The sequence below is a fragment of the Mesobaculum littorinae genome, from assembly GCF_004011175.1.
Lineage (GTDB): Bacteria > Pseudomonadota > Alphaproteobacteria > Rhodobacterales > Rhodobacteraceae > Tranquillimonas > Tranquillimonas littorinae.
In genome coordinates this window covers 305,427-328,004 of the sequence record NZ_RQXX01000003.1, presented here as the reverse complement: position 1 = coordinate 328,004, position 22,578 = coordinate 305,427, and the positions used below count along the sequence as shown (strand labels likewise).

Below are 22,578 nucleotides of genomic sequence, written 5' to 3'. Positions count from 1 at the left end.
AGTCCTTGGGAATGCGCCAGCCCTGAGGGTCGCTCAATCCAGATCGCGTTTTTTACGGCGCGTTCGAAAAGGCGTCCGATCAGGTACTCGGTAGTCTCGTCTCAGGGCTGGAAGCGGCACCGCAGGTCTCAGTCGGTATCTTTTCCTCAAGGATCGTGCGAGCAGGTCAGAGGGTGTAAAGGTGGCTTACGCCTTGGGCGAGAGCTCTGCAACGACTCCCTTCCGTTTCAAAAGCCACTGCTACCACTTAGTCTCAGGACAGTCCGGCGAACAATTAGTAGCTCAGCGGGCGGGGAAGATAGCTTCAAGCTGTTCGCGATAGTAAACATTTTGTTGCGCAGCTTCTTGCTTCATCGCTTTAATGGTTGCCACAAGTTCTTGATTTGGTTTGTAAAACTGGTCGCTCTCTTCTTGTTCCGGCGTGGCCGAGCGTGCTGTTTTCATGATTGTCTCCCTGTCAGATACACAGTGAATCATCGTGTGAATCGTCGCAAGGGAATTGTCGCACTGAACTAACGTGGTCAACCGCTTGTCGTGTCGAGAACGCTGTTAAAGTTTCCAGTCAGGATACCCCGGCACTTGAAGGTCTGGTTTCTCACGCGGCGAGGTCCATCGGCACGGGTCCGAGGGGCTGCGACAGGGTTTCCAGCCATCGACCTTGCGCATCTCGATCTGTCAGCGCCCTGAGCCTGCTGGACAATGTCCTCGTCGGTCAGGCGGAGTGCACACCAGGCGTCCCAGCCTGCCTTGATCTTGAGTCAGGCCTGGCTGACAAAGCCTTTGCTGACGGTTCCTACGAACCGACCCAATAGCGCCCGCTTGACCCGGCGCGTGTTGGTTCTGGAGAGGTAGACCGACGCGATCAGAACGTCGGCCTACTTCGTCAGTCTCGGTTAACGGGGCAGCACCTTCGACCGCCACTCCATCATCTCGCCGTCTTGATTTTCGATCCGGGCGCGCGGCACCTGCATCGTCTCGGTGCTATACCTGCCAGTACGTTGCCGCCCGCGATGCCCGTGGCGATAGCCTTTCGCAACGCCGTCCACTCGACAGTAGCGAAGCGGACTGAGAAAGCTGGCCGGTCCTTCCTCGAAAACGGCCTCGATGGTCGTGAGGACGTTGGCGCGCAGCCGTATCTCGATCGGGACTAACCCGGCCTCCCCGGCCATTAGCAGGCTGCTGAAGAAGTCGCCGGGGCGGAACTATTTCCTCGGGAGCGGATCGGTTGCCTCGAGCTTCCGGCCCGTCGGACCGAACGGTATGCGCGGCTGATGCCGCCTTTCAGCTTCATGCGGTCAGCAAGCAGGGCAGCCGGGCGAGGTTGTTGGCCGCCATTGTCAGAACGAACCGGGAGCGCACCCGCTCGACGCCGCGATAGATGGTCTGGGCCATGCCGCCGACGGTCTTAGCTCAGCCGAACGCCTCTTCGATCCGCTTTCGGTGCTTCAGGGACAGGTCATATCCCCTGTGCCGGGTGGTGCGCCCGTCGATCGCTGAATGCCGCGATTTCTGCGCGACGTGCGGTGTCACGCATGCCTGTCGCAGATCAGCGACAAACTTGGCAGCGTCATATCCCCTGTCTGCTCCGAGGGTCAGCTTGCGGGTCGATCCCGGAGAGTGGCGGTGAACCATGTCGCGCGCAGCACGCCGTTCGGCATGGCCGTCCGCTTCGGTCAGATCGCCTTGAACGATCAGGCCGCTGCGGTTCTCCATCAGCGCATGACCGATGAAGCACAGCATCGCCCCGGTGCCGGGTGACTTCCTGTAGAGCCGGGCGTCCGGATCGTTCGTCGAGACATGGGTGGCATTCGAGCGCCTCTCGCCCCGGAAGTTGACCTCGGCGTTGCGGTGCTGGGTGGTGGGGCGGGGCATGGAGTTGGTCTCGGCGTGGGTCTGTTCGGGCTGGTCGGCGGCGGTCGTGTCTGACGAGGGCGGCCCGCCCGGCCCCTCGTCATCAGGCGGTGCGAGGTCAGGCTTCGGCTGAAAGCTCTTCGTCGAGGCCCAGGCTTTGACCAGCGTGCCATCGACCGAGAAGTGCTCGTCCGACAGGAGCGGCGCGACCTCCCGGTGCCCCAGGATGGCGGCCATCACCTTGCGCGACATCTCGGTCGTCAGCAGTCGGTCGCGGTTCTTCGTGAACACCGTCGGGACCCAGACCTGGTCGTCAATACCGAGCCCCACGAACCAGCGGAACAGCAGGTTATACTGCATCTGCTCCATCAACTGCCGCTCAGAGCGGATCGAGAAGAGGATCTGGAGCAGGCTGGCCCGGATCAAGCGTTCCGGCGCAATCGAGGGGCGACCGAAATCGGTATAGAGCGCTTCAAACTCGGCATCGAGACTGGCGAGCGCGTCGTTCACAACCTGCCTGATCTTGCGTAGCGGATGACGTGCCGGAATGCGCGCCTCCAGGTCAACGTAGCTGAACAGCGATCCGCTCGTCGCGTCTATGCCGAGCATAATCACCCTCCGCCCTGATAGCCAAAAGGATGAATCATGTTCCTCAAACCGGGTCGAGGGCTGACTTCTTCAGCAGCCTGTTAGAACAACGTTTGTGGCATCGGTAATCTTATTTAAGGCGTGATATCCCAGGCGGTCGCCGTCTCCGGTTGTAAGGTGTCAGTTCACGCGAAGGTTTCGCCGCCCTCACATTCCCACCAACTGCACGACACGCCCCAAACCGCTCACCCCACCTTCTTTCCTGCTATGCCATTTTTGCGGCTACCGGACCCAACCGCTGTCAAGCGGAAAACCTCAGTTGCCATCCATTTGGCATTGCTGCAAGATTTTTAATGCTTAAGATGGCTCGAAAAGAGAGTTACTCTTTGGGAGGTGTTCGTAAATTATGTCGGAAGTTGCGGAAATAAACTGTCCTGAACTCATCTTTGGGCTCGTCGGCCCAATTGGCGTGAACATGGACGATGTGCAGCAAGCACTTTCAGACGCTTTGAGCCAAGTTGGCTACCGATCCGAAAACATTCATCTGACAAAAGCTCTCAAGAAGTACGAGCATGACGTTCATGGGCCAAAACCATCTACCCTATATGCCGACAAAATTGCGACAGCAAACGCCTTTTGCAAAACAGCTGATAATGGAGCGGCTATGGCTGCTCTGGCAATCTCAGAGATAAGATCATTTCGACAGCATCAGCCAGAAAACGATGGCGAGGCGACCAGCCCACAGAGGGCAATTCCGAAAATGGCATACATCATCAGGCAGCTCAAACGTGAAGAAGAAATAGAACTTCTTAGAAGTGTCTATGGTATGAAGTTCCTTCAGGTATCGGTATCGCTCGACAAGGATTCCCGCATCGAGAACCTGAAGAACAAGCTTTCACGAGATCACCCCGGGTTATCTGTCAATACATGTGAGCGAAATGCTCGTGATCTTGTGGCCACAGATGAGCATCAACTTAATGATGACGGCGGCGAAACCAGTTTCGGCCAACAAGTAGGGCGCATATTTCACCTCGGGGATTTCTTTGTTGACGGAAAAGACACTACCCGAATGTCCTCAAAGATTCTCGACTTTACGAGATCCTTTTTTGGCGACAACACCAAGAGCCCGTCACGTGAAGAATATGGTGCGTATATGGCGGCAGCGGCAGCGCTGCGGTCAGTCGATCTATCACGACAAGTGGGATCTGCAATTTTTACCCAAGACGGTGAAGTTATTTCCCTCGGCTGCAACGAGGTGCCCAAAGCGAATGGTGGGAATTACTGGTCGGATGACGAATTTCGTGCTCGAGATGTCGAGCGGGGGACCGAGCAAAACAGTGTTGAGCGACAACGAATTATTGTAAATTTCCTACAGAAGCTGCAACACGCTGGTCTCGTTGATTCCAGTTTTACGCTTGAATCGCCGGAAATGAAAGAGCGACTTGAGGACGCTATAGAGGACGCTCTTATATCGGACATAACAGAGTACGGGCGAATGACTCATGCGGAAATGAGTGCGATCTGCGATGCGGCGCGCCTTGGCAGATCTTTGTTGGGAGCCACAATGTTTGTGACAACCTTTCCTTGCCACAATTGCGCGAAACACATTGTGGCCTCCGGGATCAAGCGCGTTGTATTTATAGAGCCATACCCAAAAAGCCGCGCACCCAGTTCTCATACGGATTCCATCGCAGTGGGGAGTCACGACCTTGAGAAAGTTAATTTCGACCATTTCGAGGGAATCTCTCCGAAAAGATATCGAGATATCTTTCAGAAAGGCAAGCGACGTCGAGGTGCTGAGATACTGAAATGGTATGAAGGTGAGCCCAGGCCGCGCATTTACCAGAGGGAGAACTTCAGTCATTTGCAGAAAGAAGCATATGCGGTCAGTTCGACGTTAAGTAAGCTCGCAGCGGAAGAATGAGTAATCAAAAGTGTAGTTTTCAATAGCCGAAAAATTGGTGCGTTTACAACATTTTTTCTAATTCTGGCGGCGGGTTCGATGGGGGCAATGTAAGTGTGGGCGTGTGGATAACATCAGAAAATCCGTCGTCATTAGTTATTAGCATCTTTCCCGGTAGCCTTTACAGCTAAGAGCCTGTTTTTCTCTCGTGCAACCGAACCAGTTGCTCGATCACCGACGACTTGTTCGCCTCAACCCACTCCAAGAGCCCGTCTTTTGTGCCGTCGAAGAGCGTGATCTCGAGCCCGTCTTTCGACTTTCTCACTCGCGCTACAGGCTCGGAAAGGCCCTCGACCGAGACCAAGTCGTCTGGCAGCTGCCGGTCATCCGCCGGCTCAGGCACTTTTCCTGCGGCGTACCAGATGCGCGCGAACCGCTGATCGGATGTAAGGTTTACTGCCTCATCCTCTAAGGCATCTATCGTTGCACGCATCCGCGGTTCAGCTTCGCTGTCGCGTGCCACGAGTTTTACCAGTCTTTCCCACCGCGGCCGGCCCACCGATGGCGCCTTTCCGATCCAAGAGAGAATATCGCCGGACAAGCCTCGTCCGATCTTCAGGTATCGTGATCGGTCTGTCTTTCCGCAGGAGAAGGCTTCATCGATTGCGGACTGCGGGAGGCCCACTTCATCGACCATGCGAACTGCGACACGGGCGCGCTCGATATAGGTCAGATCCTCCCTGGCGATGTTCTCGATCGCTTGCCCGATGACAAGCTCCCGTTCATCCAGATCCTGAATCTCGGCACGCACAGGCAGGCCGGCGATGCGGCACGCTTCGAGGCGTCGGCGCCCTGCCACGATCTCATACTCTCCGCTTCTTTGCGTGTGTGGTCGGACGAGGATCGGGATCTTTTGTCCGACGGCTCGTATGCTGGCGGCGAGTGCATCTATGTCTCGCAGCCCACCATCCATGCGATCCTCGACGCCCGCAGAGTGGATGTTGGACGGATCGAGCTCGACGATCCGGTTTGCCTCGTCGGCAGAGTTGGCAGCTGCCAACTTCGTTTCGCCCGAGGCATCATTCTGCGACTGCGCTCGTTTTTCATCGGTCAATATTCTGTCCTCCGACTTGCCGGATAGGATGCCAAGCCTCGTACTCAAGGGGTCTCGGAGGTGTGCTTCGGTGGGCTGCCTGCCAGGCTTGGCCTTGTCAGTCGCCGAGTTGAATACCGTCAGGTGACCGCCATCCTCTTCTGAGAACATGGCATGCTGAACACCCTCGAGGCTCAGCGAGCGAATGAGCTCTCCGATCTTGTCGATTGCATCGCCCCAGTCTTCCGGAACAACGAGGAGGGCGCGGTTGTACTTTCGAGCGGCGAGCGCGATCATCGCCAAGGTCTCGAAGAGATACCGATAATGTAGCTTTTGCCGGGACGATTTGACCTCGATTGCGGCGACCATTTCTCCGTCGCGGATCGCAGCGAAGTCGTATGGGGCAGTCGCGGCTCGGGTGCTGGGAATCACCGTGACCCTCTCGCCGAGGCCAAGCACGTCCGGATGGGATTGAAGGTAGTCGAAGACGCGGTTCTCGAAAGCCTCGGCTCTCTTGATGCGATCGTGGGCCGCAATCTTGCCGATTCCCGGTCTCGCCTTGAGCTCCTCCAGGGCTCTCCTGAGGTCCTCACGCGAGAGGGCGCCAGAAAAAAAATCCGGCCCGATCTTCTCTGCTAAGCCTTTGTCGAGAATTCCAATTTGCGACAGGAGCAGCACCCCGGTCATCGGGACGTGCGCGTTTTCGTCGTTGAGCGCTTCCGGCGCGTTGGCCTCGATCCAAGCTACGGCTGCGAGCGGGTTGCGCAGACTCGCGGTGTCGACGCCACGCAAACGCGCGACTTCCGCGAGGAGCTTCTCTGAGCTCGTAAAGCCATAGCTGGATGGGTCTTGCACGGCATGACGAAGCGATTTTCCAAAGCTGATCCAGTTCGGATCGTCGGCAAAATCGCCGATGCGATGTGAAGTCATGGGGACGGCACCAAGAAAAGACTCCCACTACATGCTGGTGCCAGTTTAGTAGTTCTAACAGAAGGGGTAAAGCTCCATGAGAATCGATTGGAAAAACGCGAAGGTTGCCAGGCGTACGCACATTCGCGGTCAGCAGAAGAAGGTGCACTATCTCGCGCCGGCTGGCGGGCGACTGACGGCATACGAAAGCCGTCTTGAGGCGAGCGCAGGAGCTGCCTTTGGCCTCGATCCGCGGGTTCTCAGCGCACGCACGCAGCCCATGACATTCGATCTTGCAACCGGTCGGCGATTCCCATCGAAAGACGATCTCTACGAATGGGCACGAGACAGCGGAAGTCGTCCGATCGTCTACACGCCGGATTTCGAGCTTCGCTTGCGCAGCGGGCACGTGCTTGTCGAGGTCAAGCACTCTGAACTCATCGAGCGAAATCCGAATGTTCTAAGCTATCCGAGCGTGCTGGCCCGCTTTGGGGTGCGTTTGATCATCATCGACGATCGCATTCTGCACGATGCCTACATGCGAAACATCCGGTCGCTCTCCATGGCGAGGGCGTATGAACCAACCCAGCCGGAAATCACGTTCGTCAGGTCGGAGTGCCTGGATGGGGTGCCACTTGGTGAGCTGCGGTCTCGCGGATTTGGCGACGCCCTGATCCTCAGCTGCCTCGCGCGTGGACATCTGACCTGCGACGTCCAGCAGGATCGAATTTCAGGCAGGACCCTCATTCGCAGGGCTGAAGGGCAGCCAACTCACCTGATGGAGTTGCCACTCGATGCATTCTGAACTGCATAACCAGTTCGGCCACCACATCACGGATGGACGAAAGTTGAAGTTCCTTTCGAAGTCTTCCACGACCGTTGTTCTCGAGGGTCAGGAAGCCAAGTGTTCGAGACGTCGATCGCGGTCTACCGGAGCCTGATCGCAGGTGGTTTCGCGACCAAGCCCGGGAACGAGCAGACCCTCGATTTCATGCCGGATGAAGACGCGCTCGTGCGACAGCGGATGGCGCTTTTCGTCATCAAGCGTGAGACCGAGCTTCGCAATTCCGGCCTGTCGGCAAAGCTCGCGGCAAAGACCGTGAAGGAAGAGCTCGACAGTAGCGAAAAGTATTCGCGGGTCGCGCCCAAGGTGCTAACGCCGCGAACTATACAAATCTGGAAAAAGAAGAAGGCTCAGGGAGGGGCAAACGCCCTCGTGCCCGCGACGCAGAATAGCGGCAACCGAGGCAGTAGATACGACGCGACCTACGAGAAGATTGCGTGGGACGTTCTCGAAGAACTTTATCTCAGCAACGACCGCCTTTCTCTCGGCAAGCTATCTGCGAACATCGAAAAGAAGTATCGCGCCAAATGTGCTCAGGAGGGAATAGAGCCGGGCGACTGCGGGAAGCGGTCTCTGGCGGCGGTTCTGAAGGCGCTTCCTGCCGATGACGTCATAAAGGGCCGCCATGACTCTGCGACGGCCCGGAAATTGCGTTTGCAGGCTCAGTTCTATCACAAGATCGAGGCGCCGTTCGATCTCATTGAGATCGACTCGACGACGGGCGACATCATGGTGGTGAACGAGGAGAGAGTCTGCATAGGGCGGCCAACAATTTGCTTGGCTGTCGATGCGGCTATGGGCTTTCCGGTCTCGATCCAATTGAGCCTGGAGGCACCGAAAGAGGCTCTTACCATCCGGGCCCTCAAGGACACCATGACGGAACGCAGCGATGCGTTCTTCGAAAAATTCGGCATCGAGAACCGGTTAAGAGTGTCCGCATGTGCCTTGATGGTTCATTCGGATCAGGGACCGGAGAACAGCGGACCCGAACTTTCCCGGATCGTCGAGGCGCTTGGTATTGAGTGGGCGAAGAACACCCCCGGCTGCCCCGACAGGAAGCCGTTCGTCGAAAGAATGATGAGGGAAGTCAACGAATTCCTGCACACGCTACCCGGGGCAACGACTTCCAAGGATCTGCCTAATCGCCAGAGAATCGATAAGGCGATGCTGGAGGCGACACTCACTCTCGATGAACTCGAAGCAGCGCTGATGAAATGGGCTTATGACGTGTACGGCAAGAAGCTTCGTCGCGGCATCCATTCGCCGCTTCGCCATGCGGAATCTCCGACACAATGCTGGGAACGCCTGGAGTGTCATGTCCTGAACGTCAAAACACCCGAAGAAATCAGAAGTGTTTTCTGCACCCGTACAGTAGAGCGCACGCTCCAAAGGTACGGCATCGAAGTCGAGGGAGTTCAGTTCAATGATAAGGAAGGTCAACTTCGACGTTTCATCTCTCACGTGGGCGTCGGCGCGAAGCTTGAGGTCCGTTACGATCCTCAGGACGCGCGCGAAATTGCCGTCGTGCACAAGGTGGAAGGCTTTTCAAACCCATTGATCGTAAGCGCGAAGATGCAGGGTATGCCTGCGATTAGTTTCGCCGAGGCACGACGCTTGCGGCAGGTGAACGAGGAGGCAAAAGCCGAAGATCTCGATGCCCGTTCGACCGCGATCGAACTGGCGCTGGAGACTCAGCGAAAAGCGGACAGCCTTGGTCGGGGCAAACTCAGCAACCTGAAGAAGGCCAAGGCGAAAGAAGCGGAACGGCGCAAAAAGGTGGAGGCGTTCGAGAAATCCAAGGTTCCGCCTCGCAGCGAGATTTCCGCCGTAGCGAGGGCGAACCAACCTACTCCGAAGCTGCCCATCACCCGGCGATCCAATCGCCCTGGTATGGACTTGATGGAGTAACATATGACCAGCACCGCTCTTCCCCTCCTGTCCCAGATCGTGCGCCATGATGCGTTTGAGCGCGCCAGCGCCGAACTTGAGGTTCGGCTGGCTGCAAGGCTGCCGAATGCGGGGGGCATCATCCCGCTTCTCGGGCCTACTCGGGTCGGAAAATCGCAGATCATGCGCCGTCTCGTCGACCGCGCCGAGCCGGCCCATTCACTGATCCCGATGAAGAAAGTCATACGCGCCAAACTCCCCGCTCAAACAAACGGCAGAGAGATCTACGCTGCGATTCTCAATCAGTTGGGCCGGAAGCCCGGCAAGAATGAGGTCACGAGTTCGGTAAAGGGTAGAGTCTACCGCGGGATCGAAAACCTGGGGATCGAGGTGGTTGTTCTCGATGAAGTCAATCACATCGCGGAGCGCGGCTCGAACTTGAGTCCGCGCGCGGCCGCAGACCATCTGAAGACGCTCATCGACGAGACCGGGATAACGCTCATTCTCGATGGCCTCCCCCGGTTTCAGCGCATCATTGACCAGAACGAGCAGTTGCGAGACAGGGCCAGTGGTACCATTCTGCTAAAGCCATACGACTGGCAAGCGGACGACGACAGGGAGGCTTTTGGCACCGCAGCCGATGCGGCAATCGTCAGCCTCGAGGAGTCGGGCTTCCCTGTGGCCATGGAATTCGAAGACTTCGTGCGGCGCCTTTACGGTGCGTCCGGCGGTCGAGTGCCAATGATGATGCGCATCCTGAAGCTCTGCGCGCTCGGCAAGTCGCGGCCTGGGGTGATCGACTTACGGGACTTCCACAAGGCAGCTTCGTCGATGCAGCAGTCCGGCATTCCGACTGCGAGCTTTTTCGAAACCCGCGAGCCCGATGAGGTGGACCTCATGCGGTCCTACGTTGCGATCATGGCGGAAGCCGGCCTCGAATACCGGATCGACTCGCTACCAGGCCTCGGGGTCGAGTGGGGAGCCCAAGTCGGATGACCCAGGGAGAGATCAAGCCGCAGGAGAACGAGAGCCTCGACGGCTTTCTGCGGCGTTCAGCTGAGATAGACTTCTGGGCCGACGTATCGGATTTCCTGGGGCAAGCCGGTCTCCGCTATGGTCACCGGATGATCGAGGACCTTGCCTTGGCAGAAGAGAACCTTGGCATCGAGCCAGGCTCGCTTGCGCAGATCAGTCCCCGCTGGAAGTCGAAGACGGCGCTTCTGAACTGGCGCTTCGAGCGACATCACAGTGCTCCCGTGTGTCCCGCCTGTATTGCCGAGGGCCGACCCCATCAGCAGGCATGGCGGCACTCTCTTGTCACCGCTTGCACGGTCCACGAATTGGTTCTGAAAGATCAGTGTCCGATGTGTTGCGAGACGCTGCTTCCGGGCAAGGGAGGCTACGACACCTGCGGCTGCGGGTGTTCGCTTCTTCATCTGGAGCAAGATGCGGCGACTGAAGCAGATACCGTGCTATCCGCTCTCGTCTGCGGCGAGATGCACCCGATGAGGGCCTGCTTACCTCCGTCCTTAGCGTTTCGAGCTCCGAGCGACATCGGTGAATTTCTATTCTTCCTGGCGGCATCTGGAAGGATGACGAGCTCAGGGAAGCACGGGAAGACGACGATGCCGAAGACCATCGAGGAAGCTCGGGCCTTTCTCACGGCTGCGGCGAGAGTGCTGTGCGACTGGCCCTCGGTGTTTCAGCAAGATGCCTCAGAGAGACTGCAACGAGGGGACCCGAGCGCTTCGACTGCACCGGAGCGCCTCGGTCGCTGGTATCAGCGCCTGATGCGGTTCAGCGACCAGGCTTATGATGATTTTCGTACTGAACTCGGCACCGTCATCAGCTTGGAGTTCGACGGCGCTTACACTGGGGCTGCCGGCGCCGGGTCCGAAAGCGATCGGGACTGGATGTCTTCTGCTGAAGCCGCACGGGTGATCGGCATCCGTCCCGATCGGATCGTTGCTGCGGTCGCCAGAGACCTCATCGAAGGAAAACTCTACAGTCGCGGCTTCGGGCACCGGCATACAATGATCCACCGAACAACGGTCGATACCATCCGCGCGAACAGGGCCCGGTTCGTCGACAAGTCCGCCTTTCGGGAATTTCTTGGCGTGTCGCGCAAGCAATACGAGCTCTTGTGGGAAGCCGGCTTTCTGGCTTCTGTTGTCGCCACGAACGTGCCGCCGCTCGTGGATGCCGCACACGATCTGGATGCCGCTCAGACGCTGCTGGATCGAATTGGCAGAGGTGCAGTCCGGGTAGATGGCTCGAAGGTCTCACTGAAGGATATCAACCTTCGGTTCACGACTGACCGTTCCGGCGTCCTTGCCGTCATCCGAGCCATACACGATGGGCGGCTTTCGCCATCTCTCGGCAGCACGTCAGGCAAGCTGGCCGCTTTCCAGTTCGATCGGACTGAGATCGATGCCATCCTGCAACGGACCCTTCGCGGACCCGGGCTAACCATCCAAGAGGTTGGCCGAATGACGGGTTGGAAAGATCAGTGCATAGCTCACTGGTGCGACCTTGGTCTCCTTGAGCACAAAACCTACACGCACGGCCCGGGAAAGGGCCGGATTATCGGGCACGAGTGTCTGGCACGGTTTCAGGCGCGCTTTGTGCCGCTGGCATCGCTCGCGAAGGATGCAGGGACCTCGTCGCGCAAGCTGAGGAGCGTGCTCGCCGAGCGAGGAGTTGAGACTGTCGGCGCGATGCAGGAGGGCGCGGCGTGGCGCGGCCACCTCGTGCCACTCGCGGAACTGGTGAGCGCGTCGCTGCACAGGGCCGGTCGCAGTTCGAGCAAAGGCGCGGTCATTTGAACTGCTCTGAGATAACGATCCTGACGTTTGTCTTCGCTGGTAGCGTCGGGATGGCGAGCGGCCCGGTTCTCGCATCTTTGCTCAACCGCGCTCTGGATCGTCGCAGGGTCGACAATCGGTTGAGGACTGAGAATACAAGGTTGCGGCAAGACCTTCACCTTGCCCTTACAGGGTCCGCCCATGAGAGATTGGAGCTTATTCGGGACTATCGGGGCCAAAATGATTTCTGATGCGCCCCTATCCGCAATCATTCGGTCGCTACTGAAATGAGCCGCGAGAGCAAGTTCCTTTCACGCGTTTTGCGTCATGAACCCGGCTTGATCGGTTTGAAAATCGAAAAGGGCGGTTGGGTCAGGGTCGAAGAGCTATTGCGCAAGATGAAAGCCGTGGGCCAAAGGATGACCAGAGAGCGCCTCGAAGAGATCGTCCGCGACAATGACAAGCAGAGATTTACGATCCGAGATGGCAAGATCCGCGCCGCTCAGGGGCATTCGATCAATGTAGATCTCGAGCTGCCGGTCCTCGTACCTTCCCCCTACCTTTATCATGGAACGGCTGCGCAGAGCCTCGACGAGATTTTTGCTGAAGGGCTCTACCCAGGATCACGCCGACAGGTTCACTTGTCGCATGAAGTTGAGATTGCTGTGCGGGTCGGGCGCAGGCATGGCAAACCGGTGGTCCTTCGCGTAGATGCTGAGGCGATGCATACAGACGGGCACCTGTTTTTCAGGGCAGACAACGGCGTTTGGCTCACCGATCGGGTTCCGGCCGGATACTTAGGGTTTGGCGTTCCCTAACATGGGTGCCAACCAAGCTACGAGTGCGAGCCTTCCAAAAAAGCCGATGCTCTCAACGTTCGCGTCGGCGGCCTTACGAAAAAACTCTCGCCCTTATATAAGGTTGAGAAGGGCGGCGAGAACGGTTCCACTGCCTAAATCCGCAAAGTCCGTGCACAGTAGGAATAGGCCGAAGAGATCGATGTAAAAAAAGATTTTCGGTGTAGCCGGCAAAGCAAATCGACAGCGCGCGCACAAGGTGGCTAATTGGATTCGGGCATGCAGCAAGGCTACGATTCAAATAACTTTTCCGCGGATTGGGCAAAAATGAGCTTATTGAATTTTCTGGAAAGCAGTAGGCCGGTAGGCCGTGCCTCGTCGAACGACTGTCATGAGGGACAAAAATTGAAACAAGCATAAAGTTTTTGTTGATTTTAGGCAGCGCTGACTACTACGATTTATTGGTGAAATTTTATGGAGTCGACATGCCTAACTTCAAGGAGCCCCCGCGAAGCGCGCTGAAGCCGCAATCTGGAAAAATCTTTGCCTTCGAACTGGCTGCACGGATTTTTGTGCTTCTGTCGATATTTTTAGCGGCGGCATACTTTATCATCCAGCCCGAAGAATTGTTCGGGATCTCGAGTGAAGACAGGCAGGCCTATAATCTTGGAGTCCTGGCGCTAACACTTCTTCTAACATTCATTGCCGACAATATTGCGTCCTCTATTTCAGGTTGGGTAAGCCGTAACTCGATGACTGAAAGCCATGACCAGATCATGGCTGCGATCGAAGGCAGATCTGATGTTACGGCCTTCGGTAGTCAAGCAGCTTTTGAGCGCCATATTGAGAATAGAATATCCCTTGCAATTGAGGTTCGTAATACATTTGTGAGCTTTCGAACTGCAAGTGGAAATCCAAACGCTAAAGACCAGGCCGCATTGAAGTGTTATAAAGCATTTTTTGAGGCGGAGGCGGCTGGTACCACGCGAACCTGGATTGATATTGTCTCGTACAACGAAGTTTTTGGCCCAAGATTTCTCGAACTAAATAAATCTGACTTCATGAAGCCTAAGGCGTCTGCACGTCATGTCTTGAGGGTCATTCGGCACAACATTCCAACACTTAATTTCACGTTGATTTACTATGATTCCTTCTCTCAGAGAAGTGAGGTTGTGTTCGGCTGGATGCACTCTGACGTTACAACCCACCATAAGCTTTTTAGATCAGTTGACCCGAACATAATCGAAATGTTTGAGCGGCTTTTTAACTTGTTGAGTCAGTATAAAATTCAGCCTGACTTCAACATAGAGTATGGCCATGAAAACTATCTCAGACTCTCGAACATGTCTGACAGGAGCGGGTGGTGGTACTGCATCGGAGTTATATCTGGGGATTCAGAGGGGAGCAAGCATCCCGCTAAAATGATATCCGAGTCTTTATTCAGAATCTCATTCAAGGAGAATGGGGCGGAGATCGAAGGGCGCGCACAGTGGCTTCGAAAGTATGGCAATCAGGAGCCGGCCATCGAGCACTTTTCTCATAAAGCCGACAAGGTTTCGTATACAGAGCAGAAAATGTTCTTGGAGTACAGGTCGTTAGACTCAAGCCGAAAGGGAATTTGTGTCTACAACTTCAAAACAAAATCTGAGCGAGGGGCGATCGACGGATACTTGCAGGACTCTGGTGCTGAGCGCAGAGTTCAGCTTCTCGGAATAAGGTTGGACCAGAGCCGAACCTATAGCGAAGATATTGATGAGGTTTGGGAAGCAGCACGTAGGCAGGCGCGATCGAGCCATATATCGGAGTACTTAATGCATAACCATGGTGAAGGCGATCCATCGAGTTCAGAGAATTGAGATTGTAAATCTGATTTCTCAATGCACTACAGAGGGCATGCCCGCCGGAGACGGTCTTCCGGGTGGCGATGGCACGGAGCACGCTTCCAGCCTCGATCCGGTGAAGAGGCGAAGCGACTATGTCATTGCCCCGAAGAAGTTCCGTCTCGTCGCTGTCTTCCTCGTCGATGATCCATTCCATCGCGACGGACGCGTCGATAACAAAGCCCTCCCCACCTATCGTCGTACCTGATCTCACTCCCGGTTCTTGCGGAGAAACTATGCGGGAGATGGCGCGCTAAGGATTGAGTTCACGCGACGTTGGCGCGCCTCTGACCAGAAGTCGGGGTTCTGCCCGAAGCGCAGCGCCTGCTCGAGGATCTTATCGTGTTCTGCCTCGGTAGAACGACCAGATTTTATCTCGTGCTTTTTCAGGGCAACTGCAATCGCATCATCGATGTTTCAAACTTGAGCTGTGCCATGGCTTCGCGTCCCGACTGCGAAATGCCGGCGACAATCAGATCTGGCAAGCTTCAAGAAAGCTTGCTCAAGTCAGTGCGCGAAAGATGGTTGGTCAAATGTCCCAGAAAGATAGACGGGAAGAGCCTCGATCGGATCAGCCGCATGCGGCTGAGAACCAAAGTGTCCTGGCCCGCCTTTAGAAATTCCGCAGACGACTACCGGCAGCACAGCGCCTCTCTCGCGAAGCTTGCCATGAACGGTAATTCTTGAACTCGATGTTTCCAGCTTCACATGCTCTGTGAAAAAGTTAGAATATCGGTGCGGTAGCTTCTCAAGCGAAACAACTTCGCGGAATGATTTGCACGAAAAACTACGTGCTCAGTTGACGAAAAGCTTTGCGTGCAATCGCCGCTTTAACTCACTGAAAATATAAGGGGCGGTACGAAAGCTTACGCGCGCGCCTACAGCGCGTGAAAGGAAGGCGGTAGGTGGACCGATAGCTTTGCGGCGGCAGAGCCGAAAACCGGTCTTCCGCCGACCAAGCTATAAGTATCGTTCGGCGTCCTCCGTAGTAGCGTAAATGGCTCCGCACATCCCGACGCGGTTTTGGTGGACGTCCGGCGCGATCGACAACGAGGAACACCTTTCCGGGACGTAGCTGCGTGGCCATCTCCTGGCTCCGGTGACGCCGTCTTGAGCGCGATCTCGGGTCTAGTCGTGTCGGCGATCTCGCCGCCGGCACTCGATTGCAGCACCCGTGCATCGCAGCTCTGCGACTGATCTCGGGAAAATCTCTCGAGCGCGAGACTTCCTGTGACTTGAACAATTCCCAACGGCGCTAGTTTGGCAACATGTTGTCATTTTGACAGGGGGTTGCATGTCCATGACGCCGGGGATCGATGTGCGCGAGTTGGCATTGGCGGTGTTCGCCGTGAACGGCCAGCTGATCGCTTCGGGCAACGCGATCGTCGCGCATCTGGGCCTGACCAGCGCAGGTTGGCAGGTGCTCGGCGCGCTCAGATACACACCCGAGCCCCTGCCAACCGCCTCGATCGCGCGCAACATGGGGCTGACCCGTCAGGCCGTGCAACGCAGCGTGGATTTGCTGGCCGAGCGCGGTCTTGTCGCCTTCACGGCAAACCCGCACCACAGGCGGGCAAAGCTCGTCGTTCTGACGGATGCGGGGCGGGAAGCGGTTGCCCTGGCAGAACAGGCGGCCGAGCCGATCGACGCAGCGATAGCCGGCCGCGTCGGCAGCCGCCGCATTCGCGACGCCGTCGTGACGCTTCAGCAGGTCCGCGACGTCCTTGCCGAAGAGCTCGAGCGTCGCAGTGCCGACGGTGACTCGGCCGAATACCACATGAACAAGGAAGCGAACGAATGATACTCGTGACAGGAGCCACCGGCGATATCGGCGGCGAAGTCTGCCGTTTGCTGCACGATGCAGGCACCCCCTTCAGGGCCATGTGCCGCAAGCAAGAACAGATCAACGCCTTTCGGGAAAAGGGCATCGATGCGGTTCTGGGCGACTTCGACAGGCCCGATACGCTGACCGGCGCGATGGAGGGGTGCGAGTCGATGTTGCTTCTCTCGGGTCCGTCCCCCGATCAGACCGACCGCGAAATTCGCGCCATAGACGCGGCCAAGGCGGCGGGTGTCAGTCGGATCGTCAAGATTTCAGCCTCAGACAGCAACCTGCGCACGCCAGTGCCGTGGGCACAGGCCCATGCCCATATCGACCATCATCTTCGCGCGTCGGGTCTTCGGTGGACCATCCTCAGACCCACCGCCTACATGCAGAATCTCCTGTGGTTCAAAGACCCTATCTCGAAGGGGGTCCTGCCGCAGACGTCGGGCAAGGGATGCGCCTCCTGGGTCGATACACGCGACGTCGCCCGGGTGGCCGTGACGGTTTTGACCGAAGGCGGCCATGACAAGGCGACATACTTCCTCACCGGACCCGAAGCTCTGGACATGCGCGACATCAGCCGCCGTCTGAGCGATGTGCTCGGCCGCAAGGTGAGGTTCGTCAACTTGCCGAAATCCGCCTTCTGGGGATTGATGAGGGCGGTCGGCACTTCGCAATGGATGGCCAAGGGGCTTGCCGTCCAGTTCGCTGACGTGGTCGCCGGCCACCATGCCGTCGATCCGACATCCGAGGTCGAGCGGCTCACCGGGGTGCCACCTCACGATTTCGAGCAGTTCGCGTCAGACTATCGGGCGCAGTTCGTCAAAGCTGCCTGAGCCATAAGGCCCCTCCGCCCTTCTGTGTCCCGAGGACTGCCGCCTCGGGGCTATTCGGCAGGCAGAAGGTGCATCGTCTTAAAAGCCGCAATCGCGGTCTCGATACGTGCATCGAGGGTCGGGTGCAGGGGGTCGGCCTCGTCCGGGACATCGCCCAGCAGCGCCCGCATCTGGTGCGGCACGAAGACCATGTCGAGGAAATGGGCCGCAACGACGTGCGCGCGGTCGATGGCATCGGCCCCGCCCGCTCCGGCCAAGGCACCCGCGATCGCCTCCAGAGCGGCCTGTCGTCCCAGGCGGTCGACCTCGCGGATGAGCGCGCCGTGCCTCGGGGCCTCGGCGATATAAAGCCGCATGAGCCCCAGCGGCACGGGCTTCATGGCGCCCTCGATCACGGCCCGCCCGACCTGGCGAAGCCGCGCCGCGGGCGTGGCCGTCTCGGCCACACCCGTGATGGGGGGCATGGCGGCATCAACCTGCGCACGGATGACGGCGGCGAACAGGGCGGACTTGTCCGGATACCGCGCGTAGAGCGTGGGCTTTCCGATCTGCGCGGCAGCCGCGATGGCCTCCAGGCTGGTACCGTCGACGCCGCGCTTAAGAAACAATGTTGTCGCGGCGGACAGGATGCGCCCGTTGATCTCCGCAGCCTGCTCCCGCGATGGTCTGCCGCCCTTTGACTTCACGGGCTTTCTGTCGCGCGCCATGCGTCCTCCGTGACTTCCCAAAAAAACTTTACGCTACCGTTTTGTTTTTCGCAGGCGGTGCTATATGCCGCTTCATCAACACAAGCAAGGGCGCATCCCATGTCGGATACCATCCATCCCTTCACCCTCGACATCCCGCCGGCCGATCTCGACGACCTGCACGATCGGCTGTCGCGCATTCGCTGGCCCGACCCGAGCCCGGTCGAAGACGGACGCCAGGGACCGCCGCTGGTGAAGCTGCGTGACTTGGTGGAGCGCTGGAAGGACGGCTACGACTGGCGGCGCTGCGAGGCTCTTCTGAATGGCTGGGGCCAGCATCTCACGCGGATCGACGGGACCGACATTCACTTCCTGCACGTCCGCTCTGCCCACGCAGAGGCGATGCCGCTCCTGCTGACGCATGGGTGGCCGGGATCAGTGCTGGAGTTCCGGCACGTGATCGAGCCCCTGGTCAACCCGACGGCCCATGGCGGCGATGCGGCAGATGCGTTTCACCTTGTCATCCCATCCATGCCCGGCTTCGGATTCTCGGGCAAACCGACCGAGCCCGGCTGGACCCCCGCGCGCATCGCAGGGGCATGGTCAACGCTGATGGAAAGGCTCGGATATGATCGGTGGGCGGCTCAGGGTGGCGACTGGGGGGCGATGGTCACCATGATCCTCGGCCACATGGCGCCGCCGGGTCTGGCCGGTATCCACCTCAACTTCGTGCCCTTCCAGCCGACCGAGGCCGAGGCTGCGAATGCCGACGCGGACGAGCGGCAGATGCTGGCGGACGCGGCGCGCTACGACGCCGAGTATTCCGCCTACATGAAGTTACAGGCCTCGCGCCCGCAATCTGTCGCCTTCGCGCTCGCGGACACGCCGGTGGGGCTGGCCGCATGGATCTATGCGCTCTTTCAGGACGTATCCGACAGCGGCGGCGATCCCGAAGCCGTGTTCGATCTCGACGAGATGATCGACGACATCATGCTCTACTGGCTGCCCAATGCCGGGCCGAGCTCGGCGCGGCTTTACTGGGAGGGGATGCAGGCGATGATGGAAGGCGGAATGCCGAGTTCGTCGATGAAGACCCCGGCCGGCATTTCGATGTTCCGCGGCGAGCAGGTGCGTCTCTCCAGACGCTGGGCCGAGGCACGGTTCGGACGCCTCGTGCATTTCACCGAACATGACAGGGGCGGCCACTTTGCGGCGCTGGAGCGCCCTGACGCCTTCGTCGACGACCTGCGGAAGACCTTCGAAACCTTGCGGTAACGGCCGGGCGTCGGTTCCTCATCTTAGGAGCCGGCGCGCCGCGTGCCCCTCAGGTCAGAGCGGAGTCGAGGTCGCCGCCCGGCGCGTGACGCCCTTGGGACGAGAGCGTGAAGATCTCGAAGCCGTCCGTAGTGACGCCGATCGAATGCTCGAATTGGGCCGACAATGATCTGTCCCGCGTCACGGCGGTCCAGTCGTCAGCCCGCGTCTTCACCTCTGGCCGACCGAGGTCGATCATCGGCTCGACGGTGAAGATCATTCCCTCGCGGAGTTCGGACTCTCTGACGGCCATCATTCACCGGGGTCAGTCGGCGCAGGTCATATCAACGTCCTGAGATCCTGCTCCGCCCGGTCCAGGCGTTCCGTCAGGCCCGGCGCGGCCTGGTTCAGCCAGGCCCCCGTGACATGGGCGAAGACGCTCATCCCGATCTGCGCGGCAATCGCAGCCTTCTCGCCCGGAACGCCGCGCCCGCGCAGGGCCCCCGCCAGCGCCTCCGCGAGAGCGGCCGTCTTTGCCCGTTCTCTTTCCTGAAGCGCAGGCGTCGCCGAGATCACCGCCTGCCGGGGCTCGGAGAAGGGACGGTTGGCCTCGAGGAGCGGGCAGACCGATCGGAAGGCCCGGAACAGCGTGTCGAGCGGCGGCGCATTCCGCGGCACCTCGCCGATCGCGGACAAGAGCGCGTCCAGAAGGACCGCCTGCCCGTCAAACAGGACTTCACGCTTGTCGGCGAAGTGTCGGAAGAAGGTGCGTTCCGTCACGCCTGCATGGGCGGCGATCTCGGCGGCCGTGGTGCAGTCGAACCCCTTCTTGCCGAATAATTCCACCGCCGCCTGCTGCAATTGCCTTCGTGCCGTATCTGCCAATAGCTCACCCCTTGTCAGTCACTGACATACAGCTAATGTCAGTGACTGACGGTGATCATAAGATCCCGGTCATCATGCGCAAGGAGGTCGATCATGCGTGTATTTCTGACAGGTGCGAGCGGTTGGATCGGGTCGGTGATCACTCGTGATCTCCTCGCGGCCGGACATTCCGTCACGGGTCTGACAAGCGTTCCCGAGAAGGCCGACGCGCTGAGCGCCGCGGGCGTAACGCCGCTCGTCGGTGCGCTCGACGATATCGACGTCCTCCGGCGCGGCGCTGAGAAAGCGGATGGGATCATCCACACGGCCTTCGGGCTGGACCTTTCGCGCATCGAGGAGCTGGCCGCCGAGGATCGCACGGCCATCGAGGTCTTCGGCGATGTGTTTGCAGGGTCGGGGCGTCCGATCGTCGTGACCGATGGTTTCCTGCACTTGACGGGAGAGAAGGCGCGGGAGACGGACCGCCCCGCAGTGATCCCCGCCTTCCCGCGTGCCTCCCAGCAGACGGCTTTTGCGCTGGCGGACCGAGGCATCCACGCGAACGTTGTCCGCAATCCAAGATCCGTGCATGGCAAGGGGGAGAGACACGGCTTTGTGCCGATGCTTGCCGCCATCGCGCGCGAAAAGGGCGTCTCCGCCTATATCGGAGAGGGGCGGAACCTGTGGCCCGCCGTCCACCGCCTTGACGCCGCGCGCGTCTACCGGCTGGCGCTTGAGCGCGGCGCTCAAGGCGAGGCCTACCACGCCGTTGCGGAGGAAGGCGTTACCTTCAGGGATATCGCCGAAGCGATCGGCCGCCAGCTCGGCCTTCCATCCATTTCTCTCTCGCCCGAGGACGCTCAGGCGCATTTCGGGCCGCTGGCGATCTGGGTCGGAAACGACGGTCCCGCCTCGAACGACTGGACGCGAAAGACGCTCGGCTGGCAGCCAGAACAGCCCGGCATCGTCGCCGATATCGAGAAGCCCGACTATCAGGGCTGACATTCGCCCGGATGCCGGAAAGCTCGGCCAACGGCTGACCGGGACCACAGTGACAGCCGGTCGGCCGAGGCCGCAGCGAGATCGAAGCGTGAAGCGCTTCGCTCTCATCCCTGTTCGAACAATTCCACAAGCATGCCCTCGTTGTCTTGTATGAAGGCGAAGCGCGATCCGCTGCCGTCGGGAACTTCGCGGGGCGGGGCGACGATCTCCACCTGCCGGTCTCGCAGATCGGCCACCGCCGCCTCGAGATCGGCGACGCCGAGCGCCAGATGCCCGATCCCGCCGATCCGAAGGTTCGTGTCGGGCCGGCGTCGGTCGTCGCTCATCGGCGTCGCCGCCTCGTTCTGGAACAGCTCGATCCGGATGTCGTCGCGACCGATGAAGGCCGCCCGCACGCCGGGCCAGCCGTATGTGGAGAGCAGCTCGAAACCGAGCGTCTCCCGATACCAGGCGATGCTTGCATCGAGATCGCTGACGGTGGCGCCGACATGGTGCAGGCCGGTGAGGGCGATGGGCTGTGTCATGTTTTTTGGCTTTCAAGTTGGTGAGTTTGTCCGTCGATGGACGGTGGATGGTTGCTTTGTGGGCCCCAGACCCGGTCGAGCGCGATTGCCACCCCGAATGGTGTCATCGACCCGTCGTGCCCAACCGCGAACCGGGTTGCCCTTCCGTACGTCAGATCGGCGCCCCGGCCAGCACATCCCGCATCGGGACCGGGTCGCGGCCGAGAAGGCGGGCAAGTGTCGGGTCCGGGCGGTCGAATTCGCCCGCGCGCGCCGCGCGGAAATAGCCCGTCATGATGGCGATCGCGCCGCCGGGGACGCCGTTCTGTCGTGCGCGACGCGCCATCTCCTCTTCCGGGATCACCTCTCGCGCGATGTCGCGGCCCGTCACGTCCGAGGCGAGCCGGGCAAGATCCGCGAGGTCGAGAGCCTCGGCCCCGGTCAGCGGCGGCGTGGGGCCGTCGATGGTCTCTTCCCCGGCGAGCAAGCGGGCGTCGACCTCGGCCAGGTCGTCATGCGTGGTCCAGGCGACCTTGCCGTCTTCGGGACCTGACAGCGTTCCCTGCGCGAAACCGCGGGCGTTCATGCCAAGGGCGCTCGCCGCGTAGAACCCATGCCGGAGCGCGGTCCAGGGCAGACCGGACTTGGCCAGCATGGCCTCGGTGGCCGCGTGATCGCGTCCGGGCGGAAATTGCGAGTTCGGCGAGGCCGAGATCTGGCTGGTGTAGAGCAGACGCTCGACGCCAAGCTCGCGCGCGACGTCGATCGCCATGCGATGTTGTGCAAGCGGATCGCCCCCGCGGGCGGCTGTGTTCGAAGAGACGAGCAGGACGCGTTCCGCGCCCTCCCAGGCATGGCGCAGGCTGGCGGGGTCGTCGTAGTCGCCGCGCCGCACGCGGATGCCAGCCCGGGCGAGATCGGCCGCCTGCGCGGGGTCGCGGGTGCTGATCCCGATCCGATCCGCCGACACCAGTGTCCTGAGATGATCCACGATCCTACGGCCGAGCTGTCCGGTCCCTCCGGTGACGATGAGCATATGGGTCTCCTCGAAG

The 22,578-nt window shown here is 59.3% G+C and carries 18 protein-coding genes and 3 pseudogenes; 12 read left to right on the top strand and 9 right to left on the bottom strand.

All coding sequences use genetic code 11. The features are described from left to right. Positions 1–282: 282 nt before the first annotated feature. From EKE94_RS18670 to EKE94_RS10715, 3 genes and pseudogenes are all read right to left on the bottom strand, one after another. Positions 283–444: a hypothetical protein gene (locus EKE94_RS18670; protein WP_164870892.1), complete on the bottom strand. Its 162-nt coding sequence runs from the start codon at positions 442–444 to the stop codon at positions 283–285. Positions 445–692: 248 nt separating this feature from the next. After that, a pseudogene (locus EKE94_RS18905) lies at positions 693–1,169 on the bottom strand (transposase); the annotation flags it as partial. Positions 1,170–1,287: 118 nt separating this feature from the next. Further along, positions 1,288–2,460 (bottom strand): annotated as a pseudogene (locus tag EKE94_RS10715) (IS5 family transposase). A gap of 385 nt (positions 2,461–2,845) precedes the next feature. On the opposite strand from EKE94_RS10715, the gene EKE94_RS10710 reads away from it, so the two are divergent. Further along, a complete protein-coding gene (locus EKE94_RS10710; protein WP_127906597.1) occupies positions 2,846–4,363 on the top strand; it encodes an anti-phage dCTP deaminase in 1,518 nt (505 codons plus the stop codon). 166 nt (positions 4,364–4,529) lie between these two features. On the opposite strand, the gene repB is transcribed toward EKE94_RS10710, so the two are convergent. Beyond that, positions 4,530–6,365 (bottom strand): plasmid partitioning protein RepB, encoded by a 1,836-nt coding sequence (gene repB / locus EKE94_RS10705; RefSeq protein ID WP_127906596.1) that lies wholly within the window; start codon positions 6,363–6,365, stop codon positions 4,530–4,532. A 76-nt stretch (positions 6,366–6,441) separates the two neighbouring features. Between repB and EKE94_RS10700 the strand changes: the two genes are divergently transcribed. The 9 genes from EKE94_RS10700 to EKE94_RS10655 all read left to right on the top strand — a co-directional run bounded on the left by EKE94_RS10700 (position 6,442) and on the right by EKE94_RS10655 (position 17,217). Beyond that, positions 6,442–7,149 carry a TnsA endonuclease N-terminal domain-containing protein gene (locus EKE94_RS10700; RefSeq protein WP_127906595.1) on the top strand — a complete coding sequence of 236 codons (708 nt, stop codon included), beginning with the start codon at positions 6,442–6,444 and terminating at the stop codon, positions 7,147–7,149. Between the two features lie 99 nt (positions 7,150–7,248). Beyond that, the gene (locus EKE94_RS10695) at positions 7,249–9,096 is read left to right on the top strand and encodes a Mu transposase C-terminal domain-containing protein (RefSeq protein ID WP_127906594.1); all 1,848 of its coding nucleotides are present in this window, start codon (positions 7,249–7,251) and stop codon (positions 9,094–9,096) included. Between the two features lie 3 nt (positions 9,097–9,099). Further along, positions 9,100–10,071, top strand: a complete 972-nt coding sequence (locus EKE94_RS10690) for a TniB family NTP-binding protein (RefSeq protein ID WP_127906593.1) — start codon at positions 9,100–9,102, stop codon at positions 10,069–10,071. Then, positions 10,068–11,900 (top strand): TniQ family protein, encoded by a 1,833-nt coding sequence (locus EKE94_RS10685; RefSeq protein ID WP_127906592.1) that lies wholly within the window; start codon positions 10,068–10,070, stop codon positions 11,898–11,900. Before EKE94_RS10690 ends, EKE94_RS10685 begins: the two co-directional genes overlap by 4 nt. A gap of 266 nt (positions 11,901–12,166) precedes the next feature. Further along, positions 12,167–12,697 carry an RNA 2'-phosphotransferase gene (locus EKE94_RS10680; protein WP_127906591.1) on the top strand — a complete coding sequence of 177 codons (531 nt, stop codon included), beginning with the start codon at positions 12,167–12,169 and terminating at the stop codon, positions 12,695–12,697. A 464-nt stretch (positions 12,698–13,161) separates the two neighbouring features. Then, positions 13,162–14,532 (top strand): hypothetical protein, encoded by a 1,371-nt coding sequence (locus EKE94_RS10675; RefSeq protein WP_127906590.1) that lies wholly within the window; start codon positions 13,162–13,164, stop codon positions 14,530–14,532. A gap of 37 nt (positions 14,533–14,569) precedes the next feature. Beyond that, on the top strand, positions 14,570–14,764 hold the full coding sequence (locus EKE94_RS10670; protein WP_206615059.1) for a hypothetical protein: 195 nt from the start codon (positions 14,570–14,572) through the stop codon (positions 14,762–14,764). Positions 14,765–15,850: 1,086 nt separating this feature from the next. After that, positions 15,851–16,357, top strand: a complete 507-nt coding sequence (locus EKE94_RS10660) for a MarR family winged helix-turn-helix transcriptional regulator (protein WP_206615058.1) — start codon at positions 15,851–15,853, stop codon at positions 16,355–16,357. After that, positions 16,354–17,217, top strand: coding sequence for an SDR family oxidoreductase (locus EKE94_RS10655; protein WP_127906588.1), 864 nt, complete (start codon positions 16,354–16,356; stop codon positions 17,215–17,217). The genes EKE94_RS10660 and EKE94_RS10655 overlap by 4 nt, the downstream gene beginning before the upstream one ends. A gap of 50 nt (positions 17,218–17,267) precedes the next feature. Here EKE94_RS10655 and EKE94_RS10650 read toward each other — a convergent pair whose 3' ends face one another. Next, a complete protein-coding gene (locus EKE94_RS10650) occupies positions 17,268–17,924 on the bottom strand; it encodes a TetR/AcrR family transcriptional regulator (RefSeq protein ID WP_127906587.1) in 657 nt (218 codons plus the stop codon). A 99-nt stretch (positions 17,925–18,023) separates the two neighbouring features. On the opposite strand from EKE94_RS10650, the gene EKE94_RS10645 reads away from it, so the two are divergent. Next, positions 18,024–19,178, top strand: coding sequence for an epoxide hydrolase family protein (locus EKE94_RS10645; RefSeq protein WP_127906586.1), 1,155 nt, complete (start codon positions 18,024–18,026; stop codon positions 19,176–19,178). 49 nt (positions 19,179–19,227) lie between these two features. Here EKE94_RS10645 and EKE94_RS10640 read toward each other — a convergent pair. Together EKE94_RS10640 and EKE94_RS10635 are read right to left on the bottom strand one after the other, a co-directional pair. Then, positions 19,228–19,449: pseudogene (locus EKE94_RS10640) on the bottom strand (type I methionyl aminopeptidase); the annotation flags it as partial. Positions 19,450–19,496: 47 nt separating this feature from the next. Continuing rightward, positions 19,497–20,003, bottom strand: coding sequence for a TetR family transcriptional regulator (locus EKE94_RS10635; RefSeq protein ID WP_127906585.1), 507 nt, complete (start codon positions 20,001–20,003; stop codon positions 19,497–19,499). Positions 20,004–20,135: 132 nt separating this feature from the next. On the opposite strand from EKE94_RS10635, the gene EKE94_RS10630 reads away from it, so the two are divergent. Beyond that, positions 20,136–21,023, top strand: coding sequence for an SDR family oxidoreductase (locus EKE94_RS10630; RefSeq protein WP_127906584.1), 888 nt, complete (start codon positions 20,136–20,138; stop codon positions 21,021–21,023). Positions 21,024–21,127: 104 nt separating this feature from the next. On the opposite strand, the gene EKE94_RS10625 is transcribed toward EKE94_RS10630, so the two are convergent. Both EKE94_RS10625 and EKE94_RS10620 read right to left on the bottom strand, forming a co-directional pair. Continuing rightward, positions 21,128–21,547 (bottom strand): VOC family protein, encoded by a 420-nt coding sequence (locus EKE94_RS10625; protein ID WP_127906583.1) that lies wholly within the window; start codon positions 21,545–21,547, stop codon positions 21,128–21,130. 151 nt (positions 21,548–21,698) lie between these two features. Further along, entirely contained in the window at positions 21,699–22,562 is an 864-nt protein-coding gene (locus EKE94_RS10620; protein ID WP_127906582.1) for an SDR family oxidoreductase, read from the bottom strand. Positions 22,563–22,578 lie beyond the last annotated feature (16 nt).